Origin of the sequence: Coleofasciculus sp. E1-EBD-02, from assembly GCF_040218245.1 — a bacterium.
GTDB lineage: Bacteria > Cyanobacteriota > Cyanobacteriia > Cyanobacteriales > Coleofasciculaceae > Coleofasciculus.
In genome coordinates, this window is the sequence record NZ_JAVJQN010000248.1 from 19927 (window position 1) to 38078 (window position 18152).

Here is an 18152-nt window from a genome sequence, read left to right on the forward strand (position 1 = left end):
TTTTTTCTGCCCAATCGGGTGTGACAGTTAAACGGGTGGAACAGTGACTGCAAACAGTTTCTGCTCAGTTAGCTACCATTTGTATAGATAGGATTAGAAAACTCAATGCTGGGGCGTTGCTGAATGGACTGAATCAACAGCAGCGTCTTTTTTTGTATTGCTTTTTTGTATCCAATACTACAGAATTATAGCAAAAAATTTGTATATGTAGCCATTAACTTCAGCGTTGCTCTTCAAGAGTTGGGCAAGTCATGGGCTTTCCTTGACAGGCTCCCTGGTTGGAAGCGTAAAGATTTTACACAAATCGTAGTAAAAGGAACGGACAGCGTTTTAACCTAGGATCAGACCAACCGTTCAGATGGGTACCAGTCAGCTTCTCTGGTTAAATCGAAGTAACCGATAAACACAGTCGCTTACTTGGTTATGTCACCTATTTGTAAACCTACATGGAGGCGTGGCATTATTTTCCGATGATAATCTTGGATTGAACGGGAGAGGAATGCCACGAAGAACAATGATTCGGTCATTTAGTGTGCATCCCCAGTCTATTTCCAAAGTCAAACAAGCTTGGCGCAATAAGAGTCAGGGGCGCGATCGCGAACTGGCGGAAGCCCTGGGACTATCGTTAGACACCCTAAATCACTTTCTCAAGGGACAACCCGTTAAAGGACTAAACTTTGTCGAACTTTGCCAGGTCTTAGAATTGGATTGGCAGGATGTGGCTGGTGTAGATAGCCAGCAGAATCTAGTTTTTGACTCACCGATTGAAGTGGGTGAGTTCTTGGCTTACTCCTACAGCCATGGGGTGAGTGCTGTTGACCAAGCATTACAAACACTGGTGAGAACACTCTGCCAACTATTGGGTCGCCTCACCCGCAAAGTCGGGAATTTGCTTCGTGCGGATCGCACCAGTATTTTTTTATTGGATCGAGAACGACAAGAATTGGGTTCACTGATTGCCGAGGATGGAGACGGTGGTAGCCTGTTGATCGATATTCCGGCTAACAAAGGAATTGCTAGTCTCGCCGCCTTTTCCTTAAAAGTAATTAACATTCCCTTTGATGTCTATGATGATCCGCGATCCGAAATGGCGCAGAAGACGGATCGCCGTACCGGATACCGCACCTATACCATTTTGGCTTGGCCCCTACTAAACGAGGAACAAGATCTCGTGGCGGTGGTGCAATTAATCAATAAATTAAAGTCCAACTACCAACCGGAAGATGATCTAGTCAATAAGATTGATCCTCGTGGTTTTACCCAAGATGATGAAGTCCTATTTGCCAAGTTTGCCCCTTCGATTCTCCAGATTTTAGAACGATGTCAATTTTGTTACCAACTTGCCCAAAAACTCCGAGAAACGACGGATATTCAACCCGGTAGTTTGCGAGAAATTGAATTGGTTGAGCAACTTCAGCGACAAGAACGACAGTTACAGAAGAATCTTCAACGGCTCTAGAGGGAGCAGGGGCAGCAGGGGCAGCCGTGGCAGCAGAGGGAAAAGAGGCGTTCCGATAAAACATCTTTTGTAGGGGCGGGTTTTACTGCTAACATTTCGTTTTCACCCTAATGTAACTAAACCCGCCCCGACCTAACCATTCAATTATCGCAAATGACGCATGACCAATGACAAATGACCAATGACGAATGACGAATCTCCATTAACTCCACACCCCTTGAATACAAAAGGTAATACCTGGATTTTGGATATTCAGGAACAACTTACTCCCATCTGGAGAAAAGCAAACGCCGGCAAATTCGCTGGTATTAATTGCGTTACGAGCAAACTTATAAATTTTGCCTGCTGCATTTACACCAACAATAAATTGCTCTCCATTCCCATCTTCACATAAGAATAGATCACCAAAGGGTGCCACTGTAATATTATCTGGATTATCCAGTTCGCTTTCGCGTTCTGACTCAACCACTAATGTCAGCGTGTGATCAGCAGGATTGTAAGCAAAAATTTGACCTTGCCCAATTTCACCGCCACTTGTACAGACAAAATAAATCAAGCCATTACCATACCATGCTCCTTCACCCCGGTTAAAAATAGCTGCTCCTTTATTTTGAGCTTCTTGACGTAGCGTGTCCTCAACTGGATCAACATCCTCAATTTTGACCCATTCCACAGCTAAAGGCTGACCTTTCTTCGACAAAAAATCCCTGCTGGTATTGACTGTAGGCATACCTTTAATCACCAATGCTTCCAGAATACCGCCTGCTTTGAGATTATAGGGTTGCTGGGGACGGAAGCGATAAAAGCAGCTATCTCCTCTATCTTCGGTTTGGTAGATATATCGACTAACTGGGTCTACGGCTACGGCTTCGTGGTTAAAGCGACCCATTGCCACTAGAGGTACAGGTTTGACCAACCCGCCTCTAACTGGAACTTCAAAGTTATAGCCGTGCTTTTTTGAGACATTCAGCGGATCTCCGAGTTTGTTTCCCGCAGGTGTTGAGGTATTCTCTTCGCAACTAATCCAGGAACCCCAAGGGGTTGGTCCACCCGCACAGTTACGATATGTTCCCGCTAGGGAGGCATAGTCGCGCTGCAAGTCTCCATTCTTGTCAACGATTAATGTAGTCGTTCCTCCTAAACATAAAGGATCGTACTTCTGCAAGTCCGATGCCTTTACGCCAAACTTGTTGATTTGATTCGGGCTAAGTTCGTGATTGCGAACTAGGATTGTCGTGTCTCTGAGTCCGGGAAATGCTGCCATGCCATCATGATCACCGGGTACAGGATTCCCATCGCTCATGATATCCCCGGTTTTTGAGAAGGCTTTATAGGTAAATCCGGGTGGTAAGTCCAATAAACCTCTGGGGTCAGGGACGAGGGAACCAAAGCCCGCTCCATTTGTGGATTGACCATGGGTCGCTCTGGCGTAAAAGGCTTCCAACGGGGAAACCATAAATGCTCCGGCGGCGCTCGCGCCTGCCAAGGTCAGAAAACTACGTCGGGATAACGCCACTGTCTTCCTCCAAAAAGTTACATCCAAATTTTACTCTAAGTCGTTGGATACAATTAAACTTGAGCTTGATGAGGTACAGTCTCTAAGCAAGATCCCCGACTTCGTAGGAGTTGTCGGGGATCTGTCTGTGTAGTTTTAATTAACTAAAGTCAGAAATTTATAAAAGCCGTTGGCATCATTATCGATTCTTTAATTTGTCGGTAAAATCGAGTTAATTATAACTCAAAGTCAACTTATTTAACATTTTTTAATAATCGAAATACCCAAAACAGAGTAATAGTCCTGAAAGCTGGATAAATCTGAGTAGTTAGTAATGTAGCTCTAGTGAATTTATTTCTCTGGGTATGAAATTTTATCCCCTGATTCCGGCAAAAAAAATTCAGTTCAGTGCAGGATTATTATTGCTAGTTTTTTTCGGCTCTGGATGTAATAATCAATTCGATGCATTAGCCACGCAGACTTGTAGTGAGGCAGAATTAGCTGTGGCTGAAGCCCAGCAGCAATTTGAGCAAGTTGAGGATAAATTAGCTAGATCAAGTCAGTCAGATATTCAGACGATTGATACATCGGTATTGCAAGAGCTGCAAGAAACCCAAGAGTACGCTTTTGAGATTTGCAATCAAGGAGGATAGCTAAAAGGAGGGTAGGAGTATAGGGTGTCTAAGTATTTGTGAATATTTTTTTATGGTGCAATCCTAACTATTTTCTGATTAAAATTCAATTTCAAAGACTGTATTATTAGCTTTCTTTATTTCCAGCTTGCCATTAAGCTGTGCCACTAAAGCGCGGACTAATTGCAACCCCAAGCTTTTGGGTGAATTAAATTCGATCAATTCAATTGGTGTTGGCTTGTTATTGCCCACGATCAATTTATTTTTTGGGTTCTCTTTTTTCTTGGAATAAATTTCAATCCATATATGACCTTTGTAATTGTTTGCTTTGAAGGCATGTTTTAAAGCATTAGAGATGAGTTCATTGAGAATTAACCCGCAATAAATTGCGGTTGATAGATCAAGGTTTAAATCTTGGTCGATATTAAGGTGTAGACGAATAGATTCGGGATGAATAGCATAGGTTTGAATCAAATGATAGGTAAGATTCTCAATATAATTGAGAAAGTCAATCCGCTGCAAGTGATCAAATTGATAGAGTTCCTCATGAATAAGAGCCATTGATTTAATTCGGTTCTGGCTGGCTTGGAAGAGGGCAAAAATATCAGGGTCATCAATTTGCTGTGATTGGAGATCAAGCAGGCTAGAGACAAGTTGTAGGTTATTTTTGACCCGATGGTGAATTTCTTGGAACAGTACTTCCTTTTGCTGTAAGGAAATCTTAAGCTGATTCTCGATGTATTTGCGATCGCTAATATCCATTGCCGCGCAGGTAATTCCCTCTATGTCTCCGATTGAGTTGCGTAAGGGTTCGACGGTCAAATCGTAGTATCGAAGTTCACCATTAATGGTGAGAGAGACTTCCTCTCGCATTCCTATCCCACTGGTCAATACACGCTGCTTGATGGATATTAACGGTTGTGCTTCTTGGGGGGCTAGGAGTTCGCTGTCGCTTTTTCCTAAGATAGCATCCACGTCATCATCAGGAACCACATTGTAAGCCCAAGTGTAGCGTAACTCCTGATCTTGATTAAACACCACCAAGGGTGCATGTTTCAGCACCGTGCGGAAGCGGGTTTCACTTTGCCGGAGTGCTTCTTCTACCTGGTGACGTTCTCTCAATTCACGTTGTAACTTAGCATACAATTGGGCTTGATGAATCGCGATCGCACAATGATCGGCAATGGCTTGGACAAACTCAATATCCTCTCGGTTCCATTCCCGTGCCTGATCACACTGGTGTAGACTAATCCCACCAATATAGAAATTTTGGTAAAGCAACGGCACAATCAAAATAGCGCAAATTTCACATTCCTGCGCCGCCTCGATTAACACATCGGGAAAATTGGGAGTAATTTGCGGGACAACCACAGGCTCACCCTGGCTCAATTCCTGGTGGTGATACCGATAAAAATCACAGTAGACTCCCAAAATACTCTCCCGTTGGGCGGTCGCTTCCGAAACATGATGTGCCGTCATTTGCGACTCACTATCCGGTCGAAAAATCAAACAGCGACTGACATTAAGTGTTTCATGGAGCTGATCGACCGTAGTTTGGAGAATATCTTCCAACACCAGTGTACCGCGCATCGCTTGCACAATTTGGTTGAGTAATGTCTGTCGGGAGACTTGGCGTCGCAGTTCAATGAGTTCCTGTTCTAATGCGGTAATATGGGTTGGGTGAGAAGAGTTTACCTGTAGGTGAGAGTTAGATGGCTGCTCGACGGACATGGTTCTCCTTAGGGGAAGGATATGACAGAAAAAATTTGATCCTAGTTCATTAAAGGAGGTTTTGGATAGGTATCAGCAGTTAGGTGTTTTCGTCTCTGTCTCACGGTATATTAGTTCTACCCAAAGTGGTAGGCTGAATAAATAGCTATCAAATCACTTCATTATTTCATCAGAAACAGAGAGTTTGTTTTACTATTCATAATCTCATTTCATCGCGATCGCGTTTAGTTTTAGAGGGCAGTTTGCCGCGCATTCTTCATCCCTCAGTAAACACCTAGAGACCACTTGAAGTTAAACTGAAGACTTAAGAATCCGTGATCGACATCTCCGTCGGACATCGGCAGTGAGCGCTAGCTGAAGTGATTCATCAATGACCCTCGGATACTTCGAGGAGAACTCTCACCATTCAACTCTTGCAATCCGGCTCTAGCACAGTATAGAACTATCCAGGCTGATTATGTCTGAATTAAGAGAAAACAACATTCCCCTCCAGACGGGATCGCGCAGTGAATTGCGAGAGTTAGTTCGGACTCAACTGCAAATGCTGTTGGAACAAGAAAATTTTCAGGGCGCTAAACAGGTATTAGTTCCTGTACAACCTGTGGACATCGCCGACGCGATCGAAGGATTGCCCGACGCCCTACAGGTTATCGCGTTCCGCTTACTCTCGAAAGCTGAGGCGATCGAAGTTTACGAGTACCTTGACTCTAGCGTCCAACAATCGCTGATCGAGGAATTTAAACGCCAAGAGGTACTTGACATCGTGGACAAAATGTCCCCCGATGATCGAGTGCGATTATTTGATGAATTGCCCGCCAAAGTGGTTCGTCGTTTGCTGGCTCAACTGAGTCCCCAGGAACGCCAAGCCACCGCCCAACTCCTCGGTTATGAAGCCGATACCGCAGGGCGAATCATGACCCCGGAGTATATTTCCCTGAAAGAAAGCTTAACCTTGGGCGAAACCCTGGAACGGATTCGGAGTTTAGCCAGTACCACGGAGACGATTTATTACGTTTATGTCACCGATGCAGAACGACATCTGAGTGGAATCGTTTCATTGCGGGATTTGGTTGTGTCTCCACCGGAGCAAACTCTAGGTGAAGTAATGAGTCGTGATGCCGTTTGTGTTCACACGGATACCGATCAAGAAGAAGTGGCGCGGTTAATCCAACGTTACGACTTTCTGGCTGTACCTGTGGTTGATCGAGAACATCGTTTGGTGGGAATTGTCACCGTTGATGATGTGATCGATATTTTAGAACGAGAAACCACTGAAGATATCTATGCCTTGGGGGGTGGGGTACAATCCGGGCGCGATAATTACTTTCAAACCAGCTTAATTACCGTTGCCCGCAAACGAGTGGTTTGGTTATTTGTGTTGTTACTGACAAACAGTGTGACTGCCACCATTATTAACTCTCAAGCAGACATCTTACAAAGAGTTGTGGCGCTGGCGGCATTTATTCCTCTGTTGACAGGTACAGGGGGAAATGTGGGCGCTCAATCGTCAACGGTGGTGATTCGCGGTTTAAACACTGACGAAATTCGAGATATGGGTTCATTACAGGTAATCGGGCGTGAAGCTATGGCAGGAGCGCTACTGGGAACAATTTTAGGCTCAGTGGCAACGGTTTGGGCGTATCTGCTCAGAGATGATATCTTTGTTGCCGTTGCTGTGGGTATCAGTTTAGTCGCGATCGCGATTCTGGCATCGGTAGCGGGTTCAGCGTTACCGTTTCTGTTCCGTTCCCTGGGATTAGATCCCGCCTTGATGTCAGCCCCGTTTATTACCACGGCGGTTGATGTGTTGGGTGTGTTGATTTATTTTAATATTGCCAGGATGGTTCTTGGTCTTTAATTATAAGTAGGTGGACACAATTAGAGTTAACGGTTGAGATTGGGGAACAGGGAACAGGGAACAGGGAACAGTACAGAATGTCCTAACCTGTCAAGGTAGCTGCTATATTTGTCATTCGTCATTTGTTTATGTCATTTGTTTATGTCATACTCGCTCCCGAAAAGAAGCAAGCTACATCTTATGTTTGTTCATAATTCATAATTCCAAGACTATAGATGAATTCTCATGACAGGGAATGCTAACTCACCGTCTGAAAATTGCCGAGTGTATCTTTGTTGCTGTCTCAATCATTGGCTGGGCTGTCGCGGCGGCGTCTGGTGAAATTATCTATGGGGCGGTTCCATTGTCGATTACCCTGTTGCTCAATCTGATCAATCGCCTCCGGTTTGAGCAACACAGCCGAAATCGGTTAACGGGAGCCATGGCGCAATTACATCGCCAAGTATCCCAAGAGAGTCAATTGTTATACCAACAGCAACTTAAGCAAGCACTCGCCTCTCTACAAGCAAAACTCCCCGACTATCTGGCTCAAATTGAGAATCCCGCTTCGGAATTAGGGGCGATCAAAATTGCCCAACTTCAAGCTCGAATTGTTAGCGTGGAACAATCGCTGCGGAATGTTGTAGATTATCTCAATAGTGCCTCATTGCCTAACCACATCGAGCAATTAGAAGCCGCGATCGCACAAGTCACTGCCGATCTTGATCAGCTACAATACCAAATCCCTTTTGCTACCAATCCCGAACAACCAACCCATTGGCATACAGAGGCGGGAGGTGAACCATCCCTGTTTCCTGTCGCTTCTGAATCAGTTTCCCCTGTGAGGAGAGCTGGGGAAGCTGGGGAAGCTGGAGAAGCTGGGGAAGCTGGGGAAGCTGGGGAAGCTGGGGGAGCTGGGGAAGAGAACATAAAAGCGTATCCGAGTGCTTTTGTCCCTGAACCAATCCTACCCAATTGGGACTTCCGATTCACTGTGAAAGGACATCAGGATTGGGTGAGTGCATTGGCAATAAGTTCAGATGGACAAATTCTTGCCAGTGGTAGTTTAGACAAAACCGTGAAGCTGTGGCATCTAGAGACGGGGGATCTGATTCACACATTTAGTGATCATCAACAGGGAGTTCTCTGTCTTAGCTTAAGCCCTGATGGTCAGTGGCTGGCGAGTGGGGGATTTGATCAGACGATTAAGGTCTGGAAACTAGAGACTGGAGAATTATGCCATACGTTGACAGGTCATAACGGTTCCGTGCGATCGCTGGTGATTATGCCAGATAACCAAACTCTGATCAGTGGTAGCTTTGATCAAACCATTAAGCTATGGCAATTGGATCAGGGAAAATTCGTCCAGGATTTAGTCCAAGACGCCGGACGATTATCCGCGATCGCATTAAGTCCAGATGGCAAAACCCTTGCCAGTGGCGGCGGAGATGGCATTGTTGATCTGTGGCATGTTCAGCCGTTTGATCTAGAATTCAGTCTCACCGACAATCTGAGTTCGATCAACTCTCTTGCCTTAAGTCCCAATGGGCGTCGGTTAGCCGCCGCCTGTACCGATGGTACTCTGAAGGTATGGCAACTTGATAGTGCGGAACGGGTAGAGAGTTGGCAATGTCCCTCCGCTCCCGCCATGTCGATTATATTTAGCGATAACGGGCAAAGTGCGATCGCGGCTCATGCAGACGGTACGATTAAGATCTGGTGGCTAGGCATCGATGAACCGTTGCTTGTCTTGGACAATAACGATGCTGGTTCTGTGGTATCTGTAGCTCTCAGTCCAGATGGTCAGTGGTTAGCTGGAGGCAATCGGGATGGTACAGTTAAACTTTGGCAGCAATTATAAGCCATGGCATGTCTGTAGGGGCGGGTTTAGGGACTTGATGCGTGGCTATTGATGGTAACGTTTCTGCAAAACCCGCCCTGACCGAGTGTTGACCCTTCACTCCGGAAAGAGGGCATGGCACGTCTTCAGGTTTGTGTAGGGGCGGGTTTTACTACTATCGTTTTTCACCTAACCATAAATGTAACTAAACCCGCCCTGACTATTACCGAATGGCTGTATTCATTCCCGTTCCCTATTCCCTATTCCCTGTTCCCTGTTCCCTGTTCCCTGTTCCCTGTTCCCTGTTCCCTTGACAAATGACAAATGACAAAAATAACTGGCTTTTTATCGCTGAATCTGTTGCTATTGCCGCTTCATTTGTCGGGGCGATAATAGCTGTAATATCGGGACAGATAATTTATGGATTAGCGCCTTTAGTGATTTCCCTGTTACTCAATCTAATTAACCGCCGTCGTGTTGTACAACAGCTTCGGCGCAAGATTAGCGATCGCACTCAAATTGACAATTTAAGTCGAGATATCCAAACCTTACGTGCAGATGTCGCTCAACTAAAGCAACCTGACTTGAATCAGATGTCTAGAGAGGAACTGTCTGCTGTTGTCTCTACCGTTGAGGCAATTAATGAGAAGCAAAAGGCGTTACGAGGTTCTCTGGCTCCCCTACAATCAAAACTTGATGAATTAAATCAAAAATTCAGGCAGCGTCCCGAATTAGAACAGATTGAGACATTAGCCGGGATTATCGTAGCTCTCAAACAGACCATCGATCAACTTCCCCAACCTGATCGTACCGCCGCTTCTGTCAACCCAGAGCGAGTTGAACAATTAGAACGTGCGATCGCCCAAATTCAACAGGAACTCTCACAACTTCAGCAGTGATTGATCCGATAATCATTAACAATCGATTCCACTACAAAGACCTAGCATCCAATTTTCGCGTCCGTAGATTTTGAGGGCTAAACCATAATCGCCATTTTCTAAATACGACAAGGCTTCTATTGCGTCCCATCGATAACGTTTTTCCTCAAAACAAGAAGGCATTAAATCAAGGTCAAACACGGGGACTCGAAAATCAGCACCAATTTTCCCTGTATCACGCAATCTTTTTAGGGCAATCCAGCGATGATGACCCGAATCTAACTGTACACGTCCCATCTTGTTTTTCAGAAAGAAACTGACAAGCGGAATTCCTTTCCATCCATATTCAGCAATGCTGTCAGCAATTGTAGCGGCATACTCATCTGTGTTAGCAGCATCTAGTCCCCATTGATTGAATGCATCAAACAGCAAATCTACGGGAATCCAATAAGACGCCTTAAGCATTTTACGAACGGCGTTTACAGCAATCTCTTTCTCTCGGTCAGTTAATTCACCCTCTAAAATGCCCAAGTGCTGCCCGGTGAAATCTGTCCAGTCTGATGTTCTAAAATTAGACAGAGGATTTAATTGCTCCCAGGCTTTGGCAACACAAGATTTCTCATACTCAATCGCTTGCGTCTTTCTCTTCGCCGTCTGTTGAGCGGCTTGCCGTCTTTTGGAAATTTTCTTTTTCCATGCGGCAAAATCCGAGGATTCCTCACACTGTTTCACTCTCTGAATATCAAACAGTTGAACGGGAGGCTTCTTTCGAGAATACGGATTAGGACTGGTCTTATCTGCCTGTCCTAAAAAATTGCGAATAGCCCCCTTAGTCCAACCCCTTTCTAAAACGGCAGTTTTTGTCAAATACGTCTTGTCTGACATATAGCAATCCTATTTGAGTTGTGTCCAAACATCTGATAATTTTCGGGAATGGGTAATGGGCAATGGACATTTGTTCTCTCATCTCCCTCATCTTGCCCATCTTGCCCATCTATCTGTCCAACCAGATGTTTCAAGACTTTCCGATACAAGGAACGGCTCAAGTTGGAAGCGGAACACAATTTGCAACATTTGCGTCCATAGCTACTACATCGAGCTGTTAATATCCAATAAGAACACGCCTCCATTTTGCCAATTGTACAACCTTGTGCCACAGTCAAAAACACCACTCTCAGAGATTCCCACAAGACGGAATCGATTAGCTATGGATAAAAGACACCCTTTTCAGCCTACCACTATGTCACCTCTCGCCTTACTCTCCAACTCTCCAGTGAGTGTCTTGAGACTCTGGCGCTGGGGAACAGCACTTGCCACAGCCACATTTGCCAGTGGACTATTGATTACTCCCGCCGTTGACGCTCAATCTGCTGCACCGCAACCCATATTTGAAAATGTAAAACTGGGGCGACGATTTTCACCTGATCCGTTGATTATTCGGGGTATTAGTGGCGGTTCTGTCTCAACTGAAGATGTTTCGGGGCGTACTGAAACACCAACGGGTTCTTGTATCGGGTATATTGATGAACAGCCTGATCATATCCTAGAACTCACGTCGTTTTTCAACTATCTCAGTTTGCAAGTGGAAAGCCCGGAGGATACGACTCTATTGGTGAAAGGTCCAGGTGGGAGTTGGTGTAATGATGACGCTGAAGGCAAAAACCCCGGAATTTCAGGTCAGTGGTTAGCAGGGGAATATAAAGTTTGGGTTGGTTCTTTTCAAGAAGATAAGTATCATCCCTACGTGATTCGGATTAGCGAAGTTCAACTTCTCAATCCGGGACCTTCTCGGCGTTGACGGGGTGAGGGGTGTGGGGAAGCGGGGGAAGCTGGGGAAGCAATGTAGAGACGTGCCATGGCACGTCTGGGAGCTGGGGGAGATGGGGACACTCATGTAGAAACGTACCATGGTGTATCTGTGTGTAGGGGCGGGTTTAGGGACTAATATTGATGGTTTTCCTTAGCTTGGCTGCAAAACCCGCCCTGACCAAATGACAAATGACGATCTTCACCGTTATAGCAACCGCCATAGCTGTTATAGCAAAAGGCAGAGGGCAGAGGGCAGAAGGCTCCAAGGGAAAAGATTGACTGGTCAAGGTTTGGCGCATTTTGCTGTGTCCTAATCGCCTTGGCGACTGCTATAACATGCGATGTCTGCTACACTCAATATTTAGGCAGGGCGGGTTTTGGCTCAACGTTATCATTTATAGCTACACTAAAGTCCCTAAACCCGCCCCTACACCCCTAAACCCGCCCCTACACCAGGGCGGGTTTTGGATAAACGTTATCATCTATAGCTATACTACAGTCCCTAAACCCGCCCCTACACAATCAACACTTTTCCTTCAATTGCTGACGTTTGTTTTGTAACGCCACCTTTACCTGGTCATATTCCTGATCGATTTGTGTCAATAAACGACTCGTTAACGTCAGTGGATTATCGGTTTCATCTTCAATGTCTATCGTTTCTAACTGCTTACAAAGTTCAGAAAGGTTAATCGCACCAACCGTACCACTGGTAGATTTGAGACTGTGAGCCGCCTGTTGACAAGTGGTTAGCGTCTCAGGTGAAAGTGTGATTGTCTGGGAATCCAGTGCTTGGTTCATCACCCCCAACAACTGAGCGCCTTCATCCAAAAAGCTATCAATCACTTGGATTAAGACTTGATCATCTTTGACCATATCGCACAGTTGTTGAAAAGCTTGGTCATCAATCACATCATGTCCGTCTAAATCGTTATTATTTCCTTGTACCTTGCTCCCTTGCTTGTTTGCTTGGAGCCTCTGCTCTCTGGCTTCTGCCTTCTGGAAACTCCGAGTTTCCTGTACCTTTTTTGGCACTCCCTGCAACGATCGCACCAGTTCCTCGACCCGAATCGGCTTGCTGATATAATCATCCATACCTGCCTGCAAACAGGTTTCGCGATCGCCTCGCATAGCATTAGCCGTCATCGCGATAATATGAGGACGGTTTTCCGGTGACCATTCCTGGCAGATGCGCTGAGTTGCTTTCAAACCATCCATTTCCGGCATTTGCACATCCATTAATACCACATCATAAGACTGGCGGTGCAATGCTTCGAGGACTTCTAAGCCATTGGCGGCGACATCCGCTCGATACCCCATGCGCCCCAGAATATGCAACCCCACTTGCTGGTTAACCACATTATCCTCCGCCAACAGAATCCGTAACGGTAGAGTTGAACCCATATACGGATCAATCGTCGGTGAAATCTCACAGGTTGACCGCACTTTCACCGGTTGACCGACTAATACATCCATCAGCACATTGTAGAGTTGAGACTGCTTAATCGGCTTAGTCAGAAACGCCGCAAACTTGGCTTCATCCAGTTGACCACTGTTTTCTGGCTTGCCGATTGAGGTTAACATAACCAAGGGAATCTCTTGACCATTTGGCTGTTGGCGTATCTGTGAGGCGAGATTTACCCCATCCATTCCGGGCATGTGCATATCCAGAATCGCTAAGTCAAATGTCTCCCCTTGGTGTAGCCAGTCTAATGCCTGATTACCCGACTCAGCCGCACGGGTCAGCACCCCCCACGATTGACCTTGTAGAGTTAAAATGCGGCGATTAGTGGCATTATCATCCACAATTAACATCCGCTTGCCTTCAAGCTGAGGTTGCCGGAGATCCAAATTACTGAGATTATCAATGTGACAGACTGGGGCAACAATCGTGAAGTAAAAGATAGAACCCTTCCCTACTTCACTTTCTACCCAAATTCTCCCCCCCATCATTTCACTCAATCGCTTGGATATGACCAACCCTAATCCTGTCCCTCCATAGTGGCGACTGGTGGAGGAATCGACTTGACTAAAGGCTTTAAATAACCGATCTAACCGATCTGGGGGAATGCCAATTCCTGTATCTTTAACTGCAAACAAAATTTCATACTCTTGTTCCTTGTGATGGGTGTGAGAGAGTTGGTCTAATGACTGGGGACTTACCCGCTTAGAGGAAACCGAAACCGTCACTTCTCCCTGATGGGTAAACTTGAGGGCATTACTGAGTAAATTAACCAGAATTTGCCGTAGTCGGGTAATATCGCCGCGAATCGTGTTGGGGGTGTGAGGATCAAACAGATATGCCAGTTCTATGCCCTTTTCTGCGGCTTTTGGCGTTAGCAGATCCAGAGATTCTTCAATACAGGTTCGCAGATTAAACGGTTGTTCCTCCAACTCCAATTTGCCGGACTCAATTTTGGAGAAGTCGAGGATATCATTAATAATCGTCAGCAGGGCTTCGCCACTGTGGCGGATTGTTTCGGCAAATTCGGCTTGTTCCTGATCCAGTGGCGTATCCAACAGCAGTCCCGTCATGCCAATCACTGCATTCATTGGCGTGCGAATTTCATGACTCATGGTTGCTAGAAAGTCACTTTTGGCGCAGTTGGCAGCTTCAGCCACCTGTTTAGCTTTTTCTAAGGCTAAGTTTTGTTCGGCTAACTGTTGTCGTTGGTGCTTTTCTTGTTCCAGGAGTTGGGCTTGGGCAAGGGCAATTCCCACTTGATCGGCAACGGCTTCAAGTAATTCAATTTCATCATTACTCCATTGACGAAACTGATCGCACTGATGTAGACAAATCACCCCATTGGGTTTTTCCTTATACGAGGTGCGAACGACTAACATAGATTTCAGGTTTACCTGGTCACACATTCCCGTGGCATTTTGTAACAAAGGCTCGTTGTAAACATTGTTAGAGGCGATCGCGCGATCGGCGGCTAATACCTGTTGAATATGCGGATTGTTAGCCACCGGAATCTTGACATTGAGAATGGATGAGTAACCCGGTTCTAAATATTCGGCAACAAACGGGATTTGGGGGGCGGGTGAAGCGACATAGGTGTGAATTACACAACGATTGACGCGAAAGGCTTGACCAATTTGAGTAGCAGTAGTTTGAAAAATTTGTTGGGCGTCTAAACTTTGGCGAATGTCTTGGGTGATTTGCTTAAGCAGTAATGAGCGCTGGAGTTGCTGTTGTAAGGCGGCTTCTGCTTGTCTGCGTTCGGTTAAATCGGCTTGGGCTTGTTGATAGAGTTCCGACTGCTGTACTGCAATGGCAACTTGCGTGGCAAGTTGTACCAGTAACTCTGTTTCTTGAGGCTGCCAATGTCTCGGCAGATTACAATGGTGGGCAATCAGCAGTCCCCACAATTTTTGTCCCTGTATAATCGGTACGACTAAATTTGCCCTCACCTGTAAATCGGCAAGAAAGTTACGATAACAGGACTCTAGATTAGCCGTGTGGATATCCTCCAGGGTGTGAATATCACCCTTTTGGTAACGCACCGCCGACTTCTCACCAAAGCAGGGATCAAAAATCGTGCGCCCCAATACTGATAACTCTTTCACGGCGACAGACTCGACTTCGACTACGCCACTCCAGTCGGGATTGAAGCGGTAAATTAACACCCGATCCGTTTGCAGGAAATGCCGTACCTCCGTTACCGTCGTGTTCAGAATCTCGGTTAAGTGTAACGATTGACGAATACGGCGGGCGATCGCACCCACTAATCGTTCTCGTTCGGCTTGCTGTCGGAGGGCGGTTTCCGCCTGTTTACGTTCAATGAGTTCCGTGGATAACTGCTGATACAATTCAGACTGTTGAATCGCGATCGCGACTTGGGTGGCTAGTTGCTGAAGCAGATCAATATCAACGGTTTGCCAATGTCGAGGACGATGACAATGGTGGGCAATCAGTAACCCCCATAATTTTTGTCCCTGGAGAATCGGTACGACTAAATTTGCCCTGACCTGAAGATCGGCTAAAAAGTCGCGATAACAGGTTAAAATATCTGCCGTGTAAATATCCTCCACGGTATGAATATAACCCTGTTGGTAACGCACCGCCGACTTCTCGCCAAAGCAGGGGTCATAAATGGTTTGCCCCAAAACAGATAGCGTTTTTGATTCCACTGACTCCACGGCGACGACGCCACTCCAATCGGGATTGAAGCGATAAATTAACACCCGATCCGTTTGCAGGAACTGTCGCACTTCAGTCACCGTGGTATGGAGAATATCCTCCAACTCCAACGACTGGTGAATCCGCAGCGCGATGGAGCGAATTAACCGCTCCCGTTCGGCTTGTTGCTGCGACGTGGTTTTGGCGTGCAGGCGTTCCGTCACATCTTGAATTAAGGCTAAGATATGAATCTGACCCTCTGAGGTTTCAATTCTGGATGTGGAGATCGATAAAATACGGTGATTGCCATCCGCCCGAACGATGTCCCATTCCTCAGCGACTAAATCCTCCCCCCGTTGCATCTGAGCAATTCGCTTGACGGCTTGGCTGCGTTGTTTCGGATCGGGATAGAATGTCTGATACCAGCCTCGACGGTTGATTTCTTCAACGGTATACCCAGTAATCTCCACCATCTGCTGATTCCAAACTGTGAAGCGGATATAGGGATACGTCTCAATACTATGGCAGACACACACGCCTTCTCCCATCCGTTCGATCAGTTGGGTTTTAAAGGAATATTCAGCTTGTAGGGTTGCCTCGGCTTGTTTGCGATCGGTAATATCGGTATGAGTCCCTACCATGCGGATCACTTGACCTGCGGCATCTTTTTGATGAATCGCCCGGGACAAAATATAAACAGTTGATCCGTTTTTATGATGGAAGCGTTGGACGGTTTGGAAACGAGAAACCTTACCACTGTTATAATCTTCAACCAGTTTTAACGCGGCAATCCGATCCTCCTCAAAAATTACCTTCTCCCAAGATGCGAATTCATTCGGCAATTCCCAATCGGCGTAACCCAGCATTTCTTTCCATCGGGGCGAGAAATAAATTTCCCCAGTAATCATATTCCAGTCCCAAAATCCATCCTGGGAGGCGCGGAGAATTAATTCCAACCGTTCTGTCGCTGTTTTGACGATATGGGCAACCTGAGGCGGCTCAATTGCATGATCGCCGGGAGTTTCCACTAATGAAGAGGAGGGAAGACAACGGGATGCTGAAGGGACTTGTATCAACTCACTGAATTCCGTTTGCCAGTCTTTCCCGTTCAATGTGGGATTGCTGGCTATTGTTTGAATCAACTGCAAACGCTGATGGCTTGTTTCCACAGTCGTTTCCGCTTGACTTAAGTCATTGAGGGTTTGCTGTAGTTGGTTGGCTTGTTGATTAATTGTTTGCTGTAATTGTTCAACTTGATTCAGCAGCGCCAGAGGATTCAGAGCTTTAATGATGTTCGTTGGGGTGAAAATGCCGAGAAGATTTTCCGGAGATTGATAAACTAATTGAGGGATTTGTCCGACTTGCCGCATCTGTTCGAGTCCCTGCTTTAGGGAATCCTCCGGATGGAGACTCAACAGCGGTTTTTTTACCACCATAGACACTGGTGTTTTTGACAAGTCAAGTCCAAATACAGATAGCTGTAAACAGTGGATTAAATCCTGCTCTGTAATTAGTCCGACTGGTAAGGAATGGGCAGAAACTAAGGATAAGGGTGACGCGATCGCACTCTTTTGAAACCTTCTCCCATTGGTTTCATCACCGATTACCGTTTCCTGAATCAATACAGCACAAGTTTCCTGAGTCTTAATTAGCTGTTGCGCCACGTCCAGAATAGAAGTCGTCAACGAAACGTTTAGCCCAGGAGTCGTCATTGTCGCCGCCACCGATTGCGACTTAAGTAAATTTAGCTCAGGCAGCCCTTGACAAATACTATTTTCTGTGATTAATCCAATGAATTTACCTGTCTTATCCAAAACCGGGAGAAAATCAATCGAATAGCTTTCAAAAAGGGATAATGCCGTAAACAAATGACAGGACTCAGAGAGGGTTAAAGTAACAGGCGATCGCACCATTACATCAGCCACCTGGGTGTCCTGAAAATTCACCCCAGCCAGCATCAGCTTAATCAAGTCTCGTGTGGTAACTATCCCGATCAACGCCGAGTTTTCGGTAACCAAGACGCAGCGATGAGAACGTCCCGGTTCTCTGGTAATTTGTCCAGATTGGTATCCCGACAAGGATTGTCCTTGATTTAATAACGCGATCGCTTCAACTAGAGTTGCTTCAGCCTCAATCGTGAGGGGATGATCGTCAATAAAATGCTCTAAAGCAGGTAAGGTAATGGCGGTGGTGTCAGGCTGCATAATAATTGGGTAGGGCGCAGGCTGTAGCTGGGACGAACTAACTCCAAGGCTGTAAAGTTTATGCTATATGCTTTTTCTCTCTCCTCTTGATTAACTGTAGGGCTATTTCCGTTACACTGCACTAGCAGCACATACCTATTCTTTATA

At 45.9% G+C, this 18152-nt stretch carries 11 protein-coding genes; 7 read left to right on the forward strand and 4 right to left on the reverse strand.

The genetic code is table 11. The annotated features are described in order from the left end of the window. Positions 1-499 precede the first annotated feature (499 nt). Positions 500-1459 carry a GAF domain-containing protein gene (locus RIC07_RS36210; RefSeq protein ID WP_446398728.1) on the forward strand — a complete coding sequence of 320 codons (960 nt, stop codon included), beginning with the start codon at positions 500-502 and terminating at the stop codon, positions 1457-1459. Positions 1460-1661: 202 nt separating this feature from the next. On the opposite strand, the gene RIC07_RS36215 is transcribed toward RIC07_RS36210, so the two are convergent. Continuing rightward, complete coding sequence (locus tag RIC07_RS36215; protein ID WP_446398729.1) at positions 1662-2975, reverse strand: alkaline phosphatase PhoX; 1314 nt, start codon at positions 2973-2975, stop codon at positions 1662-1664. A 344-nt stretch (positions 2976-3319) separates the two neighbouring features. Here RIC07_RS36215 and RIC07_RS36220 point away from each other — a divergent pair, with 344 nt between their 5' ends. Continuing rightward, on the forward strand, positions 3320-3607 hold the full coding sequence (locus RIC07_RS36220; RefSeq protein WP_446398730.1) for a hypothetical protein: 288 nt from the start codon (positions 3320-3322) through the stop codon (positions 3605-3607). Between the two features lie 78 nt (positions 3608-3685). Here the strand turns inward: RIC07_RS36220 and RIC07_RS36225 are convergent, their stop codons facing one another. Further along, the gene (locus RIC07_RS36225; RefSeq protein WP_446398731.1) at positions 3686-5317 is read right to left on the reverse strand and encodes a histidine kinase dimerization/phosphoacceptor domain -containing protein; all 1632 of its coding nucleotides are present in this window, start codon (positions 5315-5317) and stop codon (positions 3686-3688) included. A gap of 457 nt (positions 5318-5774) precedes the next feature. Here RIC07_RS36225 and mgtE point away from each other — a divergent pair, with 457 nt between their 5' ends. The 4 genes from mgtE to RIC07_RS36245 all read left to right on the forward strand — a co-directional run bounded on the left by mgtE (position 5775) and on the right by RIC07_RS36245 (position 9893). Beyond that, positions 5775-7175, forward strand: coding sequence for a magnesium transporter (gene mgtE / locus RIC07_RS36230; protein WP_446398732.1), 1401 nt, complete (start codon positions 5775-5777; stop codon positions 7173-7175). A 421-nt stretch (positions 7176-7596) separates the two neighbouring features. Then, positions 7597-9015 (forward strand): WD40 repeat domain-containing protein, encoded by a 1419-nt coding sequence (locus RIC07_RS36235; RefSeq protein WP_446398746.1) that lies wholly within the window; start codon positions 7597-7599, stop codon positions 9013-9015. A 114-nt stretch (positions 9016-9129) separates the two neighbouring features. Further along, entirely contained in the window at positions 9130-9315 is a 186-nt protein-coding gene (locus RIC07_RS36240) for a hypothetical protein (RefSeq protein ID WP_446398733.1), read from the forward strand. Next, positions 9312-9893, forward strand: coding sequence for a hypothetical protein (locus RIC07_RS36245; RefSeq protein ID WP_446398734.1), 582 nt, complete (start codon positions 9312-9314; stop codon positions 9891-9893). The genes RIC07_RS36240 and RIC07_RS36245 overlap by 4 nt, the downstream gene beginning before the upstream one ends. Before the next feature lie 15 nt (positions 9894-9908). On the opposite strand, the gene RIC07_RS36250 is transcribed toward RIC07_RS36245, so the two are convergent. Continuing rightward, entirely contained in the window at positions 9909-10757 is an 849-nt protein-coding gene (locus RIC07_RS36250; RefSeq protein ID WP_446398735.1) for a hypothetical protein, read from the reverse strand. Between the two features lie 355 nt (positions 10758-11112). Here RIC07_RS36250 and RIC07_RS36255 point away from each other — a divergent pair, with 355 nt between their 5' ends. After that, positions 11113-11670 carry a hypothetical protein gene (locus tag RIC07_RS36255; RefSeq protein WP_446398736.1) on the forward strand — a complete coding sequence of 186 codons (558 nt, stop codon included), beginning with the start codon at positions 11113-11115 and terminating at the stop codon, positions 11668-11670. 533 nt (positions 11671-12203) lie between these two features. On the opposite strand, the gene RIC07_RS36260 is transcribed toward RIC07_RS36255, so the two are convergent. Further along, on the reverse strand, positions 12204-18005 hold the full coding sequence (locus RIC07_RS36260) for a GAF domain-containing protein (protein WP_446398737.1): 5802 nt from the start codon (positions 18003-18005) through the stop codon (positions 12204-12206). Positions 18006-18152: the final 147 nt, after the last annotated feature.

Bases quoted from the DNA above. Each gene is read 5' to 3' on its own strand.
- RIC07_RS36210 (WP_446398728.1), top strand. From the start codon at position 500: ATGCCACGAAGAACAATGATTCGGTCATTTAGTGTGCATCCCCAGTCT.
- RIC07_RS36220 (WP_446398730.1), top strand. From the start codon at position 3,320: ATGAAATTTTATCCCCTGATTCCGGCAAAAAAAATTCAGTTCAGTGCA.
- RIC07_RS36225 (WP_446398731.1), bottom strand. From the start codon at position 5,317: ATGTCCGTCGAGCAGCCATCTAACTCTCACCTACAGGTAAACTCTTCT.
- mgtE (WP_446398732.1), top strand. From the start codon at position 5,775: ATGTCTGAATTAAGAGAAAACAACATTCCCCTCCAGACGGGATCGCGC.
- RIC07_RS36235 (WP_446398746.1), top strand. From the start codon at position 7,597: ATGGCGCAATTACATCGCCAAGTATCCCAAGAGAGTCAATTGTTATAC.
- RIC07_RS36240 (WP_446398733.1), top strand. From the start codon at position 9,130: ATGGCACGTCTTCAGGTTTGTGTAGGGGCGGGTTTTACTACTATCGTT.
- RIC07_RS36245 (WP_446398734.1), top strand. From the start codon at position 9,312: ATGACAAATGACAAAAATAACTGGCTTTTTATCGCTGAATCTGTTGCT.
- RIC07_RS36250 (WP_446398735.1), bottom strand. From the start codon at position 10,757: ATGTCAGACAAGACGTATTTGACAAAAACTGCCGTTTTAGAAAGGGGT.
- RIC07_RS36255 (WP_446398736.1), top strand. From the start codon at position 11,113: ATGTCACCTCTCGCCTTACTCTCCAACTCTCCAGTGAGTGTCTTGAGA.
- RIC07_RS36260 (WP_446398737.1), bottom strand. From the start codon at position 18,005: ATGCAGCCTGACACCACCGCCATTACCTTACCTGCTTTAGAGCATTTT.